We start from the raw sequence: 19,630 nt of genomic DNA on the forward strand, positions 1-19,630 counted from the left end.
AAATCCATGACCCTCGGCAGGCTCGAAAGCATCTGGCGCTATCCGGTGAAGGGGCTGCCTGGCCAGCAGCTCGACGGCGTCACCGTCGCCCCGGGCCGCCCCCTGCCCCACGACCGGCGTTTCGCGGTGGCCCAGGGCGACGCGGATTTCGGCGGCATGCGGCCCGGCTGGATCCGGCGCTCGAACTTCCTCCAGGTCGCGAACAACGCGCCCCTGGTGAAGCTGCATCCCGAGCACCGGCCGGACGAGGCGCACCTCGCCTTCGACGGCGAGGGCGTGCATTTCGACGGCGACCTTCGCCAGCAGCCGGCGGCGGACCGTCTGGTCGATGCCCTGTCGGCGGTGGTCGGGGAGGACGCGCTGCGCGGCATGCCGCGCCTGGTGGAGATCCCGGCGGACCTGCCGCCCGGCGCCGACGGGCAGAGCTTCGCCGACACCGCCCCGCCGCACGTCTCGATCATCAACCTCGCCAGCGTCCGCGACCTGGGCACCCGCATGGGGGCCGACCTCGACGCGCGCCGCTTCCGCGGCAACCTGATCATCGAGGCCGAGCCGTGGGCCGAGTTCGACTGGATCGGCAAGACGATCGCCGTCGGCGACGTCCGCCTGGAGATCGTGTCGCGCATCGAACGCTGTGCCGCGACGACCGTGAACCCGCAGACGGGCGAGCGCGACCAGCAGGTGCCGCTGGCGCTGCGCAAGAACTACGGGCACGCCGACTGCGGCGTCTACGCGATCGTGCGTTGCGACGGCATGGTTCGTGCTGGCGCAGAGATCAGCGAATACCGGGAATAGGCTCATGGACCATTTCGACATCGTCATCCGCGGCGGCACGATCGTCGACGGCACCGGCACCCCCGGCAGGCCGGGCGACGTCGCCATCAGCGGCGACCGCATCGTCGCTGTCGGCGATGTCGGTCCGGGCCGCGCCGAACTGGAGATCGACGCGACGGGCAGGACCGTCTCGCCGGGCTTCATCGACGCGCATACCCACGACGACCGCCTGCTCCTGTCGGACCCCGACATGTCGGCCAAGGTCAGCCAGGGCGTGACCACGGTGGTGGTCGGCAATTGCGGCGTCAGTCTGGCGCCCTTCGTCCCGACCGGGCGGCCGCCGCCGCCGCTCGACCTGCTGGGCGTGGAATGGTTCCGCTTCCCGACCTTCGGCGCCTATCTGGACGAGCTGGACGCAAAGCCGGCCGCGGCGAACGGCGTCTTCCTGATCGGCCACCAGACGCTGCGCGTGCGCGAGATGGCAGACCTGGACCGCACCGCGACCGACGACGAGATCGCCCGGATGAGAGGCCATGTGACGGAGGCGCTGCAGGCCGGCGCCACCGGCTTCTCGACCGGCCTGTTCTACCCGCCCGCCCGTGCCGCATCGACGGACGAGGTGGTGGCGATCGCCGAGGCGCTTCAGCCCTTCGGCGGCCTTTACGCCACGCATATGCGCGACGAGGGTGCTGGCCTCGAGCAGTCCGTCGAGGAGACACTCGAGATCGGCCGGCGCGCCGAAGTCCCGGTCGTCATCTCGCACCACAAGGCATCCGGCCTACCCAACCACGGCAAGGTCGAAAAGACCCTGCTGCGCATCGCGGAAGCGGCGAAGAGCCAGCGCGTCTCGCTCGACGTCTATCCCTATTCGGCCAGTTCCACCGTCCTCCTGCCCGGCCGCCTGAACGACGCGACCCGCGTCATCGTCACATGGTCGGAGAAGATGCCGGAGGTCGCGGGCCGCGACCTGGACGACATCGCCGCCGAGCACGGCGTCGACAAGTTCGAGATGGCGAGCCGGCTCGTGCCCGCCGGCGCCATCTACTTCACCATGTCCGAGGACGACGTGCAGCGCGTGCTGCGCTTCGCCGGCGCGATGATCGGCTCCGACGGGCTGCCGCACGACCCGCGCCCGCACCCACGGCTGTGGGGTACCTTCCCGCGCGTCCTGGGGCACTACAGCCGCGACCTCGGCCTTATGCCACTGGAAGAGGCCGTGCGCCGGATGACCGGCCTGACCGCCGCCAAGTTCGGCATCAAGGACCGCGGCGTACTGCGTGTCGGCGCCTTCGCCGACGTGACCGTCTTCGATCCGGCCACGGTGATCGACGCCGCGACGTTCGAGGATCCGATCCGTCCCTCGCCCGGCATCGACATCGTGCTGGTCAACGGCCAGCCGGTCTGGCGCGACGGTGTGTCCACCGGCGTACGTTCCGGCCGCGCCCTGCGCCGCGACGGGCCGATCGCGTGACCCGGATCGACTGTTTGGGCCCGATCTCCTAGAGCCCCAGCGCCGCCTTGGCGATGATGTTGTGCTGGATCTCGTTCGAGCCCGAATAGATCGAGACCTTGCGGAAATGCAGGTAGGCCGGCGTCGCGCCGTTGGCGTATTCGGGCCCGATCGGCGGCTCGTTCCAGCCCTCCGTCAGCGCCGATAGGACATAGGGCTCGGCGTAGTAGCCGAGCGCCTCCATGCGCAGTTCGGTCAGCAGCTGGTGCAGTTCGGTGCCGCGGATCTTGATCATGTTGGCCTCGACACCGAGCTGCCGCTCGGCCGAGACGCCGCCGAGTGCACGCAGCATGAGCGCCTCGACCGCCTTCAGCTCCAGTTCGGCCCGCGCCAGCTTCGCCCGAAAGGCGGGCTCCTCGATCAGCGGCCTGCCCTCCGACGTCGCGTCCGTAGCAGCGATGCGCCGCAGGTGGCTGAGGATCTTCTTCTGATGGCCCAGTGAGCCGCCGCTCATGCGCTCGTGGCCGAGCAGGTATTTCGCGATGTCCCAGCCCCTGCCCGGCTCCCCGACCAGATTCTCGGCCGGGACCCGGACATTGTCATAGAAGACCTGGTTGGTCTCGTGCAGGCCGTCGATCAGGTGGATCGGCCGGATCGTGACGCCGGGCGCGTCCAGGTCGGCCAGCAGGAACGATATGCCCTCCTGCTTCTTCGCCTCCTGGCTGGTGCGGACCAGCAGGAAGACCTTGTTGGCGAAATGCGCCATGGTGGTCCACAGCTTCGTGCCGTTCACCACCCAAAGGTCGCCGTCGCGGTCGGCGCGGGTCTTCAGCGACGCCAGGTCCGAGCCGGACTCGGGTTCGGAATAGCCCTGGCACCAGACGTCCTCGCCGGAGAGGATCCGCGGCAGGAAGTGGCGCTTCTGCGCCTCGGTGCCGTAGTGGATCAGCACCGGCCCGCACATGTTGATGCCGAAGCTGATCAGCCGCGGCGCCCCCGCGAGCCCCTGCTCCTCGTCCCAGATGTATTTCTGGCCGATCGTCCACCCCGGCCCGCCCCATTCCACCGGCCAGTTCGGCGCGACCCAGCCGCGTTCGTACAGGATACGGTGCCACCGCATGATGTCGTCGCGCCGCAAGGCGACGCCGTTGTCGACCCTGGCCTTGATGTCGGGCGGCAGCCGCTCCCGAAGGAATGCGCGAACCTCGTCGCGAAAAGCGACATCCTCGGCACTCGGATCGACCAGCATGGGACGCGCTCCACAGTGAGGCCGCAATTGCCGCTATCTTAGGACCGAGATGAACCGTCACAGAAGCAGGATCTGGCAGTCGTACTGATCATCCTGCCAAGTCGATGCGGGATCCTCGACCATGGCCATTCGGACGGCACGGTTTCTGGCACTGCTCCTCACGGCGCTCGCACTGATCCCGGGCGGCGCTCATCTGGCGGAACTGCCGGGCAAGATGGCGCTCGATCGGGAGGCCTATTTCACCGTGCAGCAGATCTATGCCGGTTGGTCCCACTTCGGGATCCTCCTGATCGGCGCACTCCTTACGACGCTCGCACTGGCGCTTCTCCTGTATCGGCGGGCGGAGCGTCCGGCGCCGGCATTCCTCGCCTTCCTCCTGGTGGCCATCAATCTCGCCGTGTTCTTCGTCTGCACCTTCCCGGCGAACCAGTCGACCGGCAACTGGACGATGATAACGGCCGACTGGGCCGCGCTGCGCCTGCAGTGGGAATATTCCCATGCGGCGAATGCGCTCGTGATGCTGGCTGCGTTCGTCTGCCTGCTCTTCGACACGGTACGCCGGACGGACTGGCCAGCGCCTCCGGCGCCCTCCTCCGGAACCGTGAGCCGACGCCCGCATTGAGTGGCCGAACGCCTGTAAACCGGTGCGGCAGGAGGACGGCATGCACGAGCAGATGACGGCGAAGAGCCTTCACGGCGGAAAGCCGGGAGAGCAGCGCCCGCGCGCGACGCGGCGCTGGTTCTTCTGGGGCTGGATCGCGCTCACCATCGTCGCGGCGATCTATATCGGCGTGGCCGCTCCCTTCGCCGAAGCGTCGATCACGCGAATTCCGCTCATCGGGGCCGTGTTCGTGCCCCTGATGATCCTGTTGCTGGGTGCGGGCATCGCCTGGCTGATCGTCTTCGTGTCGCGCCGCGGGCCGCCGACGAACCGCGCCTGACGGTCAGCGCACCGTGCGGACGACCTCCTCGGCGAAGCGCGTCTCGACGCAGTTCTCGTAGGGCACGTCCCGGGTGATGAGGCCCCCCGAGAGAAGTCCGAGCTTCTGGCGCACGAAGCCAGTGACCGGCAGGAGCGGATCCTTGCCCCACACGTCCAGCCGCCGGTAGCGCTCGATGCAGGCGGCCAGGATCTCGAGATCCAGGTCGGGGAAGTAATCCTTCACCGCCTCGGCGATGTCGGGGGCGGCGCGGGTGCTGACCCATTTCTGGGCACGATAGGCGGCGCGGGTCATGGCGAGCACCCGCTCCGGCGCAGTCTCGATCACGCGGCGCGTCGTGATGAGGGTCGTGTAGGAGGTCGCCCCCCGGCTGGCTGCGGCGTACCAGATGTGGCCGACGCCCTCCCTGACCAGCTGCTCGACGAACGGTTCGAACACCTGGATGACGTCCAGCGTGCCGGCGCGCAGGGCGTCGGCGTTCTCCGCCATCGACCGGTCGGCGATCCTGTCGAGGCCCTCGGGATCGATGCCGGACCGACCGATATCCTCCTGCAGGCATAGCCAGGGTGTCGGTGCCTCGGAGACAGTGGCGATTCGCCGATGCATCAGATCGGAGAAGCGGAAGTCCGGCTTCGGCTCGCGCCCGACCAGGAAGAAAGGGTCCCGGGTCACGACCTCGCAGAAGGCGACCACCGGCGATCGGGGATCCTCGTCGTGGTGACGCATCACCTGCATCGGCCCGCCCCAGACGAACTCGGTCTCGCCCGCCAGCAATGCGCTGGTGCTGGACCCGCCGGCACCGGCGGTGGCGATGCTCACGTCCAGGCCCTCGGACGCGTAGAAGCCTAGCGCCACCGGCAGGTAGAACGGCGTGTAGAACACGGCGCGGAACGGCTCGTGCAAAGCGATCGTCATGGCAAGCTCCACAAGGGAGCGGCGCGGCCTAGTACGCGCCGGAGCCCCCTGACAGAATGGCACATCAACCGGCGAAGGAGGCAAGCATGGCGACCGCCCTGGACGGCTTACGTGTGATCGATCTCACATCGAACCTGTCCGGCCCCTATTGCGCAATGCTGCTCGCCGACCAGGGTGCCGACGTCATCAAGGTGGAGAGCCCCGGCGGCGGCGACGACATGCGCCGCACGCCGCCCTTCATCGGCGGCGAGAGCGCCCCCTTCATGCTGTGGAACCGCAACAAGCGCAGCATTGTCCTCGACCTGAAGTCCGAGGAAGGCAAGGAGGCGCTGCACCGGCTCGCCAAGGGTGCCGACGTGCTGATCGAGAACTACCGCCCCGGCGTCGCCGAGCGACTCGGCATCGGCTACGAGGCGCTGGCGGCCGAGAACCCGCGCCTCGTCTACTGCTCGATCTCCGGGTTCGGCCAGACGGGTCCCTATCGCACGCGCGGCGGCTTCGACCTGATCACCCAGGCGATGTCCGGTCTGGCCGCCATCTGCGGGCCGAAGGACGGCGGACCGCACCGCCTGCCGATCGCCATCTCAGACGTCAGCGCCGGCATGTTCGGCGCGATCGGCGTGCTCAGCGCCCTGCAAGCCCGCCACACCACCGGCGCCGGCCAGCATGTCGACGTCTCGCTGATGGAATCGGCGATGCAGATGCAGGTGTACGAAGCTGCCTCCTATTTCGCCACCGGCGAGATTCCGGCACGCATCGGACAGGCGCATCGCGGCAGTTCCCCCTACCAGATCTTCGCGACGCGCGACGGCCACATGGCGCTGGGCGCCTCCAGCCAGAACATGTGGCCGAAGGCGGCGAAGATCCTCGGCTGCGAAGCGCTGGTGGACGATCCGCGTTTCGCGCAGAAGGCGGACCGGGTCGCGCACAATGACGAACTGGTGGCCCTGCTGCAGGAGCGATTCTTGACGCGCGACACCAAGGAATGGTGCCAAGCATTTGATGCGGCGGGCATTCCGGCCGGTCCCGTGATGAACCACGAGGAGGTGTTCACCGACCCGCAGGTCCTGTCGCGCGACATGGTGGTGCCGGTCGAGCATCCGGCCGCCGGCCCCGGCCGCACCCTCGGCACCGGCGTGAAGCTGAAATCGACCCCCGGCGGCGTGCGCCGCCCGGCGCCGATGCTGGGTGAGCATACCGCGGAGGTGCTGGCCGAAATCGGCATGGCGCCCGGAGCGCGCGCCGCGGAGTAGACACGGCTCGGGCCTCCGCGGCTTAGCCCGTCCGCGAACTGTGCCCGATGCGGCGCCGCCGGTAAGGTCCTCGCCTGACGGGGGAGGTTCCGAGTGTCGGCGGCGTGGGGGAGATGAGGCGGATCCGCAGGCTGGCCGTGACGACCGTCCAGGTCGCACCGGCGGTGACGGCCCTCGTCGTCCTCTCCAACGACCTCGACGGCTTCGCCTTCCTGGTCATGCTCGGCATCTTCACGGCGCTCGCGACCGCACTGGCCGGGGCTCTCGCCTATTACGAGCGCGAGGTTCTGCGCCCCGTCCCGCCGGAGCGGTTGCGCCGCCTTCGCCTCTTCACTTGACGTTCACCAAATCCGCCGCAATATTCGGTCCATGAACCGCACCGCGCTACCGCTCACGCTTCGACTTACCAGCCCGTCCCTCTGAGGGGGCGAGGTCGGCCGGCCTTTTCCGGTCATTGGTTAGCGTGACGACGGGTACCGGGGAAGATCATGACGGTTCGAATCCACTCCCAGGCGAACATAGGGCAGGAACAGATGCGGCGCGGCACGGGGCGCGCGCTGCGACTTATCGGCGGTCCGCGGGCCTGAACAGGGCGCGACGCGCCTGCCCGTGGACCTGAACGCCGGCCGCCCGTACCGCGCCGCAGCGTTCGACGATACGTCCAATTCCCATGAAGCTGTCGGCGCCCGGCGCGGCAGACGCAGCCCGAAGGACCAGACCATGCCCCGTATGCCCGTTCCCAGCAGCACGAAGTACGTTCCCTACAAGCCGGTGGACCTGCCCGACCGACGATGGCCCTCCGCGGTGATCGACAAGCCGCCGATCTGGTGCTCGGTCGATCTCCGCGACGGCAACCAAGCCCTGATCGAGCCGATGGACGGCGATCGCAAGACCCGCATGTTCAAGCTGCTGGTCGAGATGGGCTTCAAGGAGATCGAGGTCGGTTTCCCCGCCGCCTCCGACACCGACTTCGACTTCGTGCGCCAGCTCGTTGAACAGAAGATGATCCCGGCCGACGTCACCATCCAGGTGCTGACGCAGTCGCGCCCGGAGTTGATCGAGCGCACCTTCGAATCGATCAAAGGCGTCCATCGGGCGATCGTTCATCTCTACAACTCGACCTCGACGCTGCAGCGGCGCGTCGTGTTCGGCATGGACGAGGCCGGCATCACCGAGATCGCGGTGCGCGGCGCCAGGCAGATCAAGGCCCTGGCGGAGGCGAACCCGGAGATCGACATCGTCTACGAATATTCGCCGGAGAGCTTCACCGGCACCGAGCTGGAATTCTCGCGCGACATCTGCAAGGCGGTCTGCGACGTCTACCAGCCGACGCCGCAGAAGAAGATGATCATCAACCTGCCGTCGACGGTCGAGATGTCGACGCCGAACATCTATGCCGACCAGATCGAGTGGTGCCACCGCAACTTCGCCTATCGCGACAGCATCATCCTGTCGCTGCACCCGCACAACGACCGCGGCACCGGCGTCGCGGCGGCGGAGTTGGCCTACATGGCGGGCGCGGACCGGATCGAGGGCACGCTGTTCGGCAACGGCGAGCGCACCGGCAATGTCGACATCGTCACCTTGGGCCTGAACATGTACACCCAAGGCGTTGATCCGGAACTGGATCTGTCGGACGTCAACAAGATCCGCCAGACCGTCGAGTACTGCAACCAGCTGCCCGTACACCCGCGCCACCCCTATGGCGGCGAACTGGTGTTCACGGCTTTCTCCGGCTCGCACCAGGACGCGATCAACAAGGGCTTCGACGCGCTCTACAAGGCGAACAGCCCGATCTGGGAGGTGCCATACCTGCCGATCGACCCCGCCGACCTGGGCCGCACCTACGAGGCGATCATCCGCATCAACAGCCAGTCGGGCAAAGGCGGCATCGCCTACCTGCTGAAGACGGACCACGGGCTGGAGGTGCCGCGCATGCTCCAGGTCGAATTCAGCAAGGTCATCCAGAAGATCGCCGACAAGACGGGCAAGGAGATCGGGCCGAAGCTGATCTGGGAGACGTTCGAGCGCGAATATCTGGATCGGACCACGCCGATAGAATTCGTCAGCCACACGACCGTCCCCGAGTCCGGCCGCAGCGGCTTCCGCACGCTCGACGCGTCGATCGTCGAGAACGGGACGGAGCGCGTGATCAAGGGCCACGGCAACGGCCCGATCGCCGCCTATGTCGACGCCTTGGCGCAGAATTGCGACGTTTCGCTGAAGGTGCGCGACTATCACCAGCATGCCATCGGGCACGGCGCCGACGCGAGTTCGGTCACCTACATCGAAGCCGAGCGTGACGACGGCACCGTCGTCTGGGGCGTCGGCATGAGCCCCAACATCGTCGAGGCCTCGCTCAAGGCGGTCACCAGCGCAGTGAACCGATCGAAACAGGGCCTGCCGGTCTGATGCAGAAGGGGCTTCCCGCCGACCCGGCCGGAAGCCCCTTCTTCTTTCCGGCGTCGCCGCGGCACGCGTTATGCTTCGCGGCGATGCCGCCAGCAGGGCGGCCACCCAACGACGGACGCCGACCATGAAGATCCCGCCCCTGCCCTACACGCCGACCGACTGGAGCAAGGTCCCCGCGACCGAGCACAAGGGCGACAGCGGCGTGGCGCTGTGGCGCACGCTCGAGTTCGGTGACGTGCGCGTGCGCGTCGTCGAATACTCCCCCGGCTACGTCGCCGACCATTGGTGCGACCGCGGCCACGTCATCTATCTGCTGGAAGGCGAACTCACCACCGAACTGAAGGACGGCCGCAAGTTCCAGATGAAGCCCGGCATGGGCTATCAGGTCTCCGACAACGGCGACTCGCCGCACCGCTCGGTAACCGAAACTGGGGCGAAGCTGTTCATCGTCGACTGACGGCGCACGGTCCGGTGCTCAGGCGAGCGTCCTGAGCACCGCCCACAGGTTGGCCTTGCGCTCGAAGCCGATGCCGGGTGCGTCAGGCAATCCCACCATGCCGTCCTCCACCGCCACGTCGTCGGCGAAGCCGCCGAAGGGCTGGAAGACGTCCGGGTAGCTCTCGTTGCCGCCGAGGCCGAGGCCGGCGGCGATGTTGAGGGCGAACTGGTGGCCGCCGTGCGGGATGCAGCGCCGCGCCGACCAGCCGTTCTCCTCCAGCATGGCCAGCGTGCGCCGGTACTCGACGAGACCGTAGCTGAGCGCCGGGTCGAACTGCAGGATGTCGCGGTCCGGCCGCATGCCGCCGTAGCGGATCAGGTTGCGGGCGTCCTGCATCGAGAACAGGTTCTCGCCGGTCGCCATCGTGCCCGGATAATGCTTCGCCAGCTCCGCCTGGAGAGCGAAGTCGAGCGGGTCCCCGGCTTCCTCGTACCAGCGCAGGTCGTACGGCCGGAGCATTTCGGCATAGGCGATCGCGGTGGGAAGATCGTAGCGGCCGTTCGCGTCGACGGCGAGCGCCTGCCCGCTGCCGACGACCTCCAGCACCGCCTCGATCCGCCGGCGGTCCTCGTCGATGTCGCCGCCGCCGATCTTCATCTTCACGGTGCTGTAGCCCATGCCGAGATAGCGCTTCATCTCGGCCTGCAGGGCGCCGTCGTCCTTGCCGGGATAGTAGTAGCCACCGGCGGCATAGACGAAGACGCGCTCGTCCGCCTGCCCGCCGCGATAGGTGTCGGCGAGGTGGCGGTAGAGCGGCTTGCCCGCGATCTTCGCGACCGCGTCCCAGACGGCCATGTCGATGACGCCGACCGCGACGGACCGGTCGCCGTGGCCGCCCGGCTTCTCGTTCGCCATCAGCACGGCCCAGATCTTCTCCGGGTCGAGATTGTCGCCCGCCTCGTTCACCAGCGTCTTCGGGTCGGCCGCCTTCAGCCGCGGCAGGAACCGCTCGCGCAGCAGCCCGCCCTGGGCATAGCGTCCGTTGGAGTTGAAGCCGTAGCCGACGACGTGCTCGCCGTCGCGGACCGCGTCGGTGACGACAGCCACGACGCTGCAGGTCATCTGGCTGAAGTCGATGAAGGCGTTCCGGATCTCCGACTTGATGGGGACGGTCTTCTCGACCACGTCGACGATGCGCATCTCTTTACTTCCCCGCTGCGTTCCCGGCTGCCGTGCGGGCACTCTACGCATCCTGGAACCGTTCAAAAAGGCGCTTGAAAGCGGCCCCGTTCCGGTCCAATTACAAACCGTACGCGAGTGGTACGGTTTTGCCGACACGGGTATGACATGCTGCGACTGAGCAAGATGAACGACTATGCGGTGGTGGTGCTGGGCCAGATGGCCGCGCGCCCCGGCGCGGTCGTGACCGCACCGGACGTGGCCGAGGCGACGGGTCTCGCGGCGTCCACCGTCAGCCAGGTCCTGAAGCGTCTGGCGCACGGACAGTTGGTGGCCTCCCACCGCGGCGCGCACGGCGGCTATTCCCTGGCGCGCAGCCCGGCGGACATCTCGGTGGCCGACCTGGTCGAGGCGCTGGAGGGGCCGGTGGCACTGACCGCCTGCGTCGACGGTGCCGAGGGCAGTTGCGGCGTCGAGGCGGTTTGCCCGATGCGCGGCGGCTGGGACCGGGTCAACACCGCGATCCGCGCGGCGCTGGACTCGGTCACGCTGGCCGACATGCTGACGCCGTATGCACGTAGCGGTGCGACGGGTATATCCGGGGAGCCGCGCGACAGGCTGAACGCCTAGCCGCGGGGCACGCCGTATCGGACGACGGGTCGACGACAGGTTTACGCAGAGGATCGGGCGAGAGCTATGAGCGCCAGCGTTGAGACGATCGAGCAGGTCCGCTCGATGGCGGAGCAGAAGTACAAGTACGGCTTCGTCACCGACATCGAATCGGACACCGCGCCGAAGGGGCTGAGCGAGGACACTGTCCGGTTCATCTCGGCGAAGAAGAACGAGCCGGAATGGCTGCTCGAATGGCGGCTGAAGGCGTTTCGCCATTGGGTGAAGCAGGCGAAGAACGAGGGCGAGCCGACCTGGGCAAAGCTCGACTTCGCGCCGATCGACTATCAGGACGCCTACTACTATTCGGCGCCGAAGGCGAAGGACGGCCCGAAGAGCCTCGACGAGGTCGACCCGGAGCTGCTGAAGACCTACGAGAAGCTGGGCATCCCGCTGCGCGAGCAGGAGATGCTGGCCGGCGTCGCGGTCGACGCGGTGTTCGACAGCGTGTCGGTGGCGACGACCTTCAAGAAGAAGCTGGAAGACGTCGGCGTCATCTTCTGTTCGATCTCCGAGGCGGTGCAGAAGCACCCGGAGCTGGTGCGGAAATATCTCGGCACCGTGGTGCCGTACAGCGACAACTTCTTCGCGACGCTGAACTCTGCGGTCTTCACCGACGGGTCGTTCGTCTACATCCCGAAGGGCGTGCGCTGCCCGATGGAGCTGTCGACCTACTTCCGGATCAATGCGGCGAACACCGGGCAGTTCGAGCGGACGCTGATCATCGCCGACGCCGACTCCTACGTCAGCTACCTGGAGGGCTGCACCGCGCCGATGCGCGACGAGAACCAGCTGCATGCGGCGGTGGTCGAACTGATCGCGCTGGACGACGCCGAGATCAAGTACTCGACCGTCCAGAACTGGTATCCGGGCGACGAGAACGGCGTCGGCGGCATCTACAATTTCGTCACCAAACGCGGCGCCTGCCGCGGCCGCAACTCCAAGATCGCCTGGACCCAGGTCGAGACGGGATCGGCGATCACCTGGAAGTATCCGTCCTGCATCCTGCAGGGCGACAATTCGGTGGGTGAGTTCTACTCGATCGCCATCACGAACAACATGCAGCAGGCCGATACCGGCACGAAGATGATCCACCTGGGCAAGAACACCCGCTCGCGGATCATCTCCAAGGGCATTTCGGCCGGCCGCGCGCAGAACACCTATCGCGGCTTGGTGCGGGTCGCACCGAAGGCGCAGGGTGCGCGCAACTACACCCAGTGCGACAGCCTGCTGATCGGCGACAAGTGCGGCGCGCACACCTTCCCGTACATCGAGAGCCAGAACCGGTCGGCGCGGGTCGAGCACGAGGCGACCACTTCGAAGATCAGCGAGGACCAGCTCTTCTACTGCCGCCAGCGCGGCATCGCCGAGGAAGACGCCGTCTCGCTGATCGTCAACGGCTTCTGCCGCGAGGTGCTGCAGCAGCTGCCGATGGAGTTCGCGGTCGAGGCGCAGAAGCTCGTCGGGATCAGCCTGGAGGGCAGCGTCGGCTGACGCCCGCGCCCTCCTCTCACAGCCAACCACCCTTCCCCGGCCCGGCCGGGGAAGCGCCGCCGCAACAGGTGGAACGGAAACGATGATCGAAATCAGCAATCTGCACGTGAACGTCGCCGACAAGCCGATCCTGAAGGGCATCGACCTCAAGGTCGGCACCGGCGAGGTCCACGCCATCATGGGCCCGAACGGGTCGGGCAAGTCGACGCTGGCTTATGCGCTGGCCGGCCGTCCCGGCTACGAAGTGACCGACGGTTCTGTGCGCTTCGCCGGCGTCGACCTGCTGGAGCTGGAGCCGGAGGAGCGTGCGGTCGCCGGCCTGTTCCTGGCGTTCCAGTATCCGGTCGAACTGCCCGGCGTCACCGGCATGACCTTCCTGAAGACGGCGCTCAACGCGGTGCGCAAGGCGCGCGGCGACAGCGAACTGGACGCGATGCAGTTCCTGCGCCTGATCCGCGAGAAGACCAAGGAACTGGGCATCAGCGAGGACATGCTGAAGCGCGCCGTGAACGTCGGCTTCTCGGGCGGCGAGAAGAAGCGCAACGAGGCGCTGCAGATGGCGGTCCTCGACCCGAAGCTGGCGGTGCTGGACGAGACCGACAGCGGCCTGGACATCGACGCCCTGCGCATCGTCGCGGACGGCGTGAACAAGCTGCGCTCGCCGGAACGGTCGATGATCGTCATCACCCACTATCAGCGCCTGCTCGACTACATCGTGCCGGACCGGGTGCACGTCCTGGCGCACGGCCGGATCGTGAAATCGGGCGGCAAGGAACTGGCGCTCGAACTCGAGGAGAAGGGCTACGGCGCGTTCCTGGAGGCCGCCGCCTGATCGGGCGCGCGAGGCCTCCGCAGCGACTGCCGACCCGCAACGGACGAATATGATGAGCCAACAGCCAGTCACATCCACGGCGGCCGCCGCTCCCGGTACGGAAGCGTTCGCCGAACAGTTCGCGGCCCTGAAGGACCGCCTGCCCGGCGCCGGCGCGCCCGCGGTCGCGGCGCTGCGCGAGGCCGGCCTGAAGCGGTTCTCGTCGGTCGGCTGGCCGCACAACAAGATCGAGGCGTGGAAGTACACGACCCTGCGTCCGCTGGGCGGGATCGGCTTCTCCGCTGCGGCCGTTGAGTTGGGTGCGTCCGTCCAGGACGCGCCGCGCAGCCTGTTCTCCGAGACGGCGGCGCGGGTCGTGCTGGTCAACGGCCATGTCCGCCGCGACCTGTCGCAGCTGGACGGCCTGCCGCGCGGCGTATCGCTGCGCACGCTGGCCGACGTGCTGCGCGACGACCCGGCGCTGCTGGACGGCATGATGGCGCCGTCGGCGGAAGACCCCGAGCAGCCGATGGCCGCCCTCAACCTCGCGCTGATGAGCGACGGCGTGGTGCTGGTCGTCGAACCGGGTGCCGCGGTCGAGGCGCCGATCGAGGTGATGCACCTGATCGTTCCCGGCGACGCCGCACCGGCGGTGCACGTCCGTTCCGCCGTGATCGTGCGCGACGGCGGCCGGGCGACGCTGGCCGAGCGGCACATCGCGCTGGACGGCGGTGCCTATCTGGCCAACGGCGCCACCGACATCGTCGTCGAACAGGGTGGGACGCTGCTGCACGTCAAGGTGCAATCAGAGTCGGTCGACGCCTATCACCTGCACGCCAACCGCGTGCGCATCGCCCAGGACGCCCGCTATCACAGCGTCGTCCTGTCCCGGGGTGCCAAGCTGGCCCGCAACCAGATCGACGCGGTGATCGAGGGTACGGGCGCCGAGTGCCTGCTGGACGGCATCTATGCCGGCAGCGGGAAACAGCTGCTCGACCATTCGAGCCTGATCGAGCACGCCGCGCCGCACGCCCGGTCCCGGCAGGTCTATCACGGCGTGCTCGACGACCAGTCGCGAGGCGTCTTCCAGGGCAAGATCATCGTCCGCCAGCCGGCGCAAAAGACCGACGGGCACCAGCTCAACCGGGCGCTGCTGCTCTCCGAGGGTGCCGAGATCGACGCCAAGCCGGCGCTCGAGATCTATGCCGACGACGTGAAGTGCAGCCACGGCTCGACCGCCGGGGACATCGACGCCGACGCACTCTTCTATCTGCGTGCCCGCGGCATCCCCGAGGCCGAGGCCCGCGGACTGCTGGTCGGCGCGTTCCTGGACGAAGTGCTGGAGCACCTGCCGGAAGGGCCTGTCCGCACCGCGCTTTCGGACGAGGTGCGCTCCTGGCATACCGGAGGCCGGCCATGACGCTTTCGCAGCCTCTGGCCGCCGCCCGGACGGACGCGCGCCCGAACTTCGACGTGGAGCGCGTCCGCGAGGACTTTCCGATCCTGGCGCGGCCCGTCCATGGCAAGCGCCTCGCCTTCCTCGACAGCGGCGCCAGCGCGCAGAAGCCGCGGCAGGTCATCGAGGCGATGCGCGCCGCCTACGAGGAGACCTATGCGAACGTCCATCGGGGCGTGTACTTCCTCAGCCAGCGCAGCACGGACCTGTTCGAGGGCGCGCGGGAAAAGGTCGGCCGCTTCCTGAATGCGCCGTCGCACGAGAACATCGTCTTCACGCGCAACACGACCGAGGCGATCAACCTCGTCGCGGCGAGTTGGGGCCGGACGTTCCTGCGAGAGGGCGACGAGGTGATCATCTCGGCGCTGGAGCACCATGCCAACATCGTGCCCTGGCACCTGCTGAAGCGCGAGAAGGGCATCGTCCTGAAGATCGCGCCGATCGACGACGACGGGAATTTCCTGCTCGACGCCTTCGCCGACCTGCTGACCGATCGCACCCGCCTCGTCTCGATCACGCACATCTCGAACGCGATCGGGACGATCGTGCCGGTCGCCGAGGTGATCCGCCTCGCCCATGCGCGCGGCGTGCCGGTGCTGGTCGACGGCAGTCAGGCGGCGCCGCACATCAACGTCGACGTACAGGCGCTGGACGCGGATTTCTACGCCTTCACCGGCCATAAGGTGTACGGCCCGACCGGCATCGGCGTCCTCTACGGCAAGAGCGACCTGCTGGCCTCGATGCCGCCCTACCAGGGCGGCGGCGACATGATCGAGACGGTGACCGAGCAGGAATCGACCTTCAAGGATCCGCCGTTCCGCTTCGAGGCGGGAACGCCGGCGATCGTCGAGGCGATCGGACTGGGTGCCGCGATCGACTATGTCGAGGCGCTCGGCTGGGACAACCTGCACGCGCACGAGCGCGACCTGTCCGCCTACATGGCGCAGCGGCTGGGTACGGTCGAAGGGCTCACAGTGGTCGGCAATGCACGCGAGAAGGCCGGAATCACGTCCTTCGTCATGGAATGCGCGCACCCGCACGACATGGGCACGATCCTCGACCGCGCCGGGGTCGCGGTGCGCGCCGGGCATCATTGCGCCCAGCCGCTGATGGAGCGTTACGACGTGGCGGCGACGGTGCGCGCTTCGCTCGGCCTCTACAACAACCGTGCTGACGTCGACCAGCTGGTCGAGGGACTGCAGCAGGTTCGGGAGATCTTCGGCTGATGGACGATCTGCGCGAACTGTACCAGGAAGTGATCCTGGACCACGGCAAGCATCCGCGGAACAAGCGCCACCCGGAGCATGTGACGCATGCGGCGCACGGCAACAATCCGCTCTGCGGCGACAAGGTCACGATCTACCTCGTGATCGGCGAGGGCGACCGCATCGAGGACGTCGCCTTCGAGGGGCGCGGTTGCGCCATATCGACGGCCTCGGCGTCGCTAATGACCGAGATCGTCAAGGGGAAGACCGAGGCCGAGGCGCGGGCGCTGTTCGAGCGCTTCCACGCCATGTGCACCGACGATTCCTACGTCTCCGCCGGCGACGACGAGATCGACCCCGAATCGATGGACCGCCTGCAGGTCATGGCCGGCATTCGGCAGTTCCCGATGCGGGTGAAGTGCGCCACCCTGCCCTGGCATACGCTGACTGCGGCGATGGCGGGCAAGGAAAAGGCCTCCACGGAGTGATGCGGTGATGGACAGCGACGCACTGCGCGACTTCATGCCGACCGGCGCCTCGAGCGGTGCCGGCGACGACGGCGAGTTCCGCGCCCATGCCGGGGCTCCGCTGGAGCCGGGCGAGGCCGTGGCAGACCGCGAGGCAGTCATCGCCGCGCTGAAGACCGTGCACGACCCGGAAATTCCGGTGAACATCTACGACCTGGGCCTGATCTACGAACTCGACATCGCCGAGGACGGCTCCGCGCAGATCGAGATGACGCTGACCGCGCCCGGCTGCCCCGTGGCCGGCGAGATGCCGGGCATGGTCGCCGGCGCCGTCGCAGGCGTGCAGGGCATCGGGCAGGTCGACGTCACGCTGACCTTCGATCCGCCATGGACGCCGGAGCGCATGTCCGAAGAGGCACGCGTCGCCTTGGACATGTGGTGACGCGTCCTCATATCCTCTGAAGCAGCACCGCTGCGCGTAACCGAACCAACGGGAAGCTGAGATGGACCGACCGCCCGTCATCACTCTCACCGATGCCGCCGTCGACCGCGTGAAGGCGCTGATGTCGAGGACCACCGACCCGGTCCTCGGCCTGCGCATCGGCGTGAAGACCAAAGGCTGCTCCGGCATGAGCTATTCGGTCGAGTACGCCAAGGAGCAGAAGCGCTTCGAGGACAAGGTCGAGCAGAAGGGCGTCACGCTCTTCATCGACCCGACGGCGGTGATGTTCATCGTCGGGTCGGAGATGGATTACGTCGAGGACAAGTTCGAATCCGGCTTCGTCTTCCGCAATCCGAACGAGAAGGGCCGTTGCGGCTGCGGCGAATCCTTCCACGTCTGATCGCCGACGCCCTCGATGTCGAGGAAGGTCGCCCTGATCACCGGCGCCACCGGACAGGATGGCGCCTATCTCTCCGAAATCCTTCTCGATCGCGGCTATGAGGTGCACGGGCTGAAGCGGCGGTCGTCGTCGTTCAACACCGGCCGGGTCGACCATCTCTACGTCGACCCGCACGAGGGCCCGACGCGCTTTCACCTGCACCACGGCGACATGACCGACGCCACCGGCCTGATCCGGCTGGTGCAGGAGGTGCAGCCGACCGAGATCTACAATCTCGCGGCGCAGAGCCACGTGCTGGTCAGCTTTGAGACGCCGGAATACACCGCCAACGCCGACGCGCTCGGCACGTTGCGGCTGCTCGAGGCGATCCGCATCCTGAAGCTCGAGGACCGGGTGCGCTTCTATCAGGCGTCGACCTCGGAGCTCTACGGCAACGCCCGCGCCCCGCAGGACGAGAGCACGCCGTTCCAGCCGCGCAGCCCCTACGGCGTCGCCAAGCTGTATGCCTACTGGATCACGGTGAACTACCGCGAGGCATACGGCATGCACGCGTCAAACGGCATCCTCTTCAACCACGAGAGCCCGATCCGCGGCGAGACCTTCGTCACCCGCAAGATCACCCGTGCCGTCGCCGCTATTACGCATGGGCGGCAGCGCACCCTGTGGCTCGGCAATCTCGACGCGAAGCGCGATTGGGGCCATGCGCGCGACTATGCCGAAGGCATGGCGCTGATCGCCGCCCAGGACGAACCCGACGACTACGTGCTCGCCACCGGCGAGGCACATTCGGTACGCGCCTTCGTCGAGCGCGCGTTCGGCCATGCCGGGCGCCGGATCGTCTGGCAGGGTTCGGGAACGGAAGAGGTCGGCAGCGACGCGGCGACGGGCGAGACCCTCGTCGCGATCGATCCGCGCTATTTCCGGCCGACCGAGGTGGAGCATCTGGTCGGCGACGCACGCAAGGCGCGCGAGCGGCTCGGCTGGCGGCCGAAGACGAGCTTCGACGACCTGGTGCGCGAGATGGTCGAGGCCGATCTCGCCGCCGTGGACGCCACCGCGCGTAACGGCCATGACTGAGCGCACCTACGACCTGCGCGGCAAACGCGTCTGGGTCGCCGGTCACCGCGGCATGGTCGGCTCGGCCTTGGTGCGACGGCTGGCCGAAACGGGCTGCGAGATCCTGACCGCGCCGCGCGACCGCGTCGACCTGCGCCGGCAGGTGGAGACCGAGGCCTGGATGGCCGAGGCCCGGCCGCAGGCCGTATTCCTCGCGGCGGCGCGCGTCGGCGGCATCCTCGCCAACGACAGCCGGCCGGCCGATTTCATCTACGACAACCTGATGATCGAGGCGAACGTCATCGACGCCGCATGGCGCTGCGGGGTCGAGAAGCTGCTGTTCCTCGGGTCGTCCTGCATCTATCCGCGCGATGCGGCGCAGCCGATCGCCGAGCCGGTACTGCTCTCCGGACCGCTCGAGCCGACCAACGAATGGTATGCGATCGCCAAGATCGCCGGGATAAAGCTCTGCCAGGCCTATCGCCGCCAGCACGGCGCGAACTTCATCGCCGCCATGCCGACCAACCTCTACGGACCCGGCGACACCTACGACCTGGCGGCGTCGCACGTCATCCCGGCACTGATCGCCAAGATGCACCGGGCGCACGAGACGGGCGCCGCCACGGTCGACATCTGGGGCAGCGGCCGGCCGCGGCGCGAGTTTCTCTATGTCGACGACCTGGCCGACGCCCTCGTCTGGCTGATGGAACGCTACGACGGCGAGACCCACGTGAACGTCGGCACGGGCGAAGACCTGAGCATCGCCGATCTCGCGCGCCGGATCGGGGATGTCGTAGGCTTCCGCGGCGACCTGGCGTTCGATACCACGAAGCCGGACGGCACCCCGCGCAAGCTGCTCGACGTCTCGCGCCTGCGCGACCTCGGCTGGACCGCCACGACGCCGCTCGCCGAGGGGCTCGCGCGGACCTATGAGGACTTCCGCCGCCGCGGAGCGCCCGGCGTCGCCCGGCCTGACGTCGCCCCGGCCTGACGCCGCCAGAGGAGCCCGGAGGCGCCG

21 protein-coding genes are annotated in these 19,630 nt (G+C 67.8%); 18 read left to right on the top strand and 3 right to left on the bottom strand.

What is annotated here, in order from left to right; all coding sequences use genetic code 11:
• Positions 1–6: 6 nt before the first annotated feature.
• Complete coding sequence (locus tag ABIE65_RS14885) at positions 7–795, top strand: MOSC domain-containing protein (RefSeq protein ID WP_354078700.1); 789 nt, start codon at positions 7–9, stop codon at positions 793–795.
• A 4-nt stretch (positions 796–799) separates the two neighbouring features.
• The gene (locus tag ABIE65_RS14890; RefSeq protein WP_354078701.1) at positions 800–2,245 is read left to right on the top strand and encodes an N-acyl-D-amino-acid deacylase family protein; all 1,446 of its coding nucleotides are present in this window, start codon (positions 800–802) and stop codon (positions 2,243–2,245) included.
• A 28-nt stretch (positions 2,246–2,273) separates the two neighbouring features.
• Here the strand turns inward: ABIE65_RS14890 and ABIE65_RS14895 are convergent, their stop codons facing one another.
• Positions 2,274–3,473, bottom strand: coding sequence for an acyl-CoA dehydrogenase family protein (locus ABIE65_RS14895; protein ID WP_354078702.1), 1,200 nt, complete (start codon positions 3,471–3,473; stop codon positions 2,274–2,276).
• A gap of 121 nt (positions 3,474–3,594) precedes the next feature.
• Between ABIE65_RS14895 and ABIE65_RS14900 the strand changes: the two genes are divergently transcribed.
• A complete protein-coding gene (locus ABIE65_RS14900; protein WP_354078703.1) occupies positions 3,595–4,095 on the top strand; it encodes a hypothetical protein in 501 nt (166 codons plus the stop codon).
• Between the two features lie 40 nt (positions 4,096–4,135).
• A complete protein-coding gene (locus ABIE65_RS14905; RefSeq protein ID WP_354078705.1) occupies positions 4,136–4,414 on the top strand; it encodes a hypothetical protein in 279 nt (92 codons plus the stop codon).
• A gap of 3 nt (positions 4,415–4,417) precedes the next feature.
• On the opposite strand, the gene ABIE65_RS14910 is transcribed toward ABIE65_RS14905, so the two are convergent.
• The gene (locus ABIE65_RS14910) at positions 4,418–5,329 is read right to left on the bottom strand and encodes an ABC transporter substrate-binding protein (protein WP_354078707.1); all 912 of its coding nucleotides are present in this window, start codon (positions 5,327–5,329) and stop codon (positions 4,418–4,420) included.
• Positions 5,330–5,415: 86 nt separating this feature from the next.
• Between ABIE65_RS14910 and ABIE65_RS14915 the strand changes: the two genes are divergently transcribed.
• The 4 genes from ABIE65_RS14915 (at position 5,416) to ABIE65_RS14930 (ending at position 9,451) form a co-directional block, all read left to right on the top strand.
• On the top strand, positions 5,416–6,582 hold the full coding sequence (locus ABIE65_RS14915) for a CaiB/BaiF CoA transferase family protein (protein WP_354078708.1): 1,167 nt from the start codon (positions 5,416–5,418) through the stop codon (positions 6,580–6,582).
• Between the two features lie 113 nt (positions 6,583–6,695).
• On the top strand, positions 6,696–6,920 hold the full coding sequence (locus tag ABIE65_RS14920) for a hypothetical protein (protein WP_354078709.1): 225 nt from the start codon (positions 6,696–6,698) through the stop codon (positions 6,918–6,920).
• Between the two features lie 391 nt (positions 6,921–7,311).
• Complete coding sequence (gene leuA, locus ABIE65_RS14925; RefSeq protein ID WP_354078880.1) at positions 7,312–8,994, top strand: 2-isopropylmalate synthase; 1,683 nt, start codon at positions 7,312–7,314, stop codon at positions 8,992–8,994.
• Between the two features lie 124 nt (positions 8,995–9,118).
• Positions 9,119–9,451: a DHCW motif cupin fold protein gene (locus tag ABIE65_RS14930; RefSeq protein ID WP_354078710.1), complete on the top strand. Its 333-nt coding sequence runs from the start codon at positions 9,119–9,121 to the stop codon at positions 9,449–9,451.
• Positions 9,452–9,469: 18 nt separating this feature from the next.
• Here the strand turns inward: ABIE65_RS14930 and ABIE65_RS14935 are convergent, their stop codons facing one another.
• Complete coding sequence (locus ABIE65_RS14935) at positions 9,470–10,633, bottom strand: mandelate racemase/muconate lactonizing enzyme family protein (RefSeq protein ID WP_354078711.1); 1,164 nt, start codon at positions 10,631–10,633, stop codon at positions 9,470–9,472.
• 147 nt (positions 10,634–10,780) lie between these two features.
• Between ABIE65_RS14935 and ABIE65_RS14940 the strand changes: the two genes are divergently transcribed.
• The 10 genes from ABIE65_RS14940 (at position 10,781) to fcl (ending at position 19,603) form a co-directional block, all read left to right on the top strand.
• Positions 10,781–11,242 (top strand): SUF system Fe-S cluster assembly regulator, encoded by a 462-nt coding sequence (locus ABIE65_RS14940; protein WP_354078712.1) that lies wholly within the window; start codon positions 10,781–10,783, stop codon positions 11,240–11,242.
• Between the two features lie 66 nt (positions 11,243–11,308).
• Entirely contained in the window at positions 11,309–12,775 is a 1,467-nt protein-coding gene (sufB, locus tag ABIE65_RS14945) for a Fe-S cluster assembly protein SufB (RefSeq protein ID WP_354078713.1), read from the top strand.
• 82 nt (positions 12,776–12,857) lie between these two features.
• Complete coding sequence (gene sufC, locus ABIE65_RS14950) at positions 12,858–13,607, top strand: Fe-S cluster assembly ATPase SufC (RefSeq protein ID WP_354078714.1); 750 nt, start codon at positions 12,858–12,860, stop codon at positions 13,605–13,607.
• A gap of 52 nt (positions 13,608–13,659) precedes the next feature.
• Positions 13,660–15,006, top strand: coding sequence for a Fe-S cluster assembly protein SufD (gene sufD / locus ABIE65_RS14955; protein WP_354078716.1), 1,347 nt, complete (start codon positions 13,660–13,662; stop codon positions 15,004–15,006).
• The gene (locus ABIE65_RS14960; protein WP_354078717.1) at positions 15,003–16,268 is read left to right on the top strand and encodes a cysteine desulfurase; all 1,266 of its coding nucleotides are present in this window, start codon (positions 15,003–15,005) and stop codon (positions 16,266–16,268) included. Before sufD ends, ABIE65_RS14960 begins: the two co-directional genes overlap by 4 nt.
• Positions 16,268–16,735, top strand: a complete 468-nt coding sequence (gene sufU, locus ABIE65_RS14965) for a Fe-S cluster assembly sulfur transfer protein SufU (protein WP_354078718.1) — start codon at positions 16,268–16,270, stop codon at positions 16,733–16,735. Before ABIE65_RS14960 ends, sufU begins: the two co-directional genes overlap by 1 nt.
• Before the next feature lie 7 nt (positions 16,736–16,742).
• Positions 16,743–17,156 (top strand): SUF system Fe-S cluster assembly protein, encoded by a 414-nt coding sequence (locus ABIE65_RS14970; protein WP_354078881.1) that lies wholly within the window; start codon positions 16,743–16,745, stop codon positions 17,154–17,156.
• A 61-nt stretch (positions 17,157–17,217) separates the two neighbouring features.
• Positions 17,218–17,556, top strand: coding sequence for a HesB/IscA family protein (locus ABIE65_RS14975; RefSeq protein ID WP_354078719.1), 339 nt, complete (start codon positions 17,218–17,220; stop codon positions 17,554–17,556).
• Positions 17,557–17,571: 15 nt separating this feature from the next.
• The gene (gene gmd / locus ABIE65_RS14980; protein WP_354078720.1) at positions 17,572–18,633 is read left to right on the top strand and encodes a GDP-mannose 4,6-dehydratase; all 1,062 of its coding nucleotides are present in this window, start codon (positions 17,572–17,574) and stop codon (positions 18,631–18,633) included.
• Positions 18,626–19,603 carry a GDP-L-fucose synthase gene (fcl, locus tag ABIE65_RS14985; RefSeq protein WP_354078721.1) on the top strand — a complete coding sequence of 326 codons (978 nt, stop codon included), beginning with the start codon at positions 18,626–18,628 and terminating at the stop codon, positions 19,601–19,603. The genes gmd and fcl overlap by 8 nt, the downstream gene beginning before the upstream one ends.
• The last annotated feature ends 27 nt before the right edge of the window (positions 19,604–19,630 follow it).

The sequence above is a fragment of the Constrictibacter sp. MBR-5 genome, from assembly GCF_040549485.1.
Lineage (GTDB): Bacteria > Pseudomonadota > Alphaproteobacteria > JAJUGE01 > JAJUGE01 > Constrictibacter.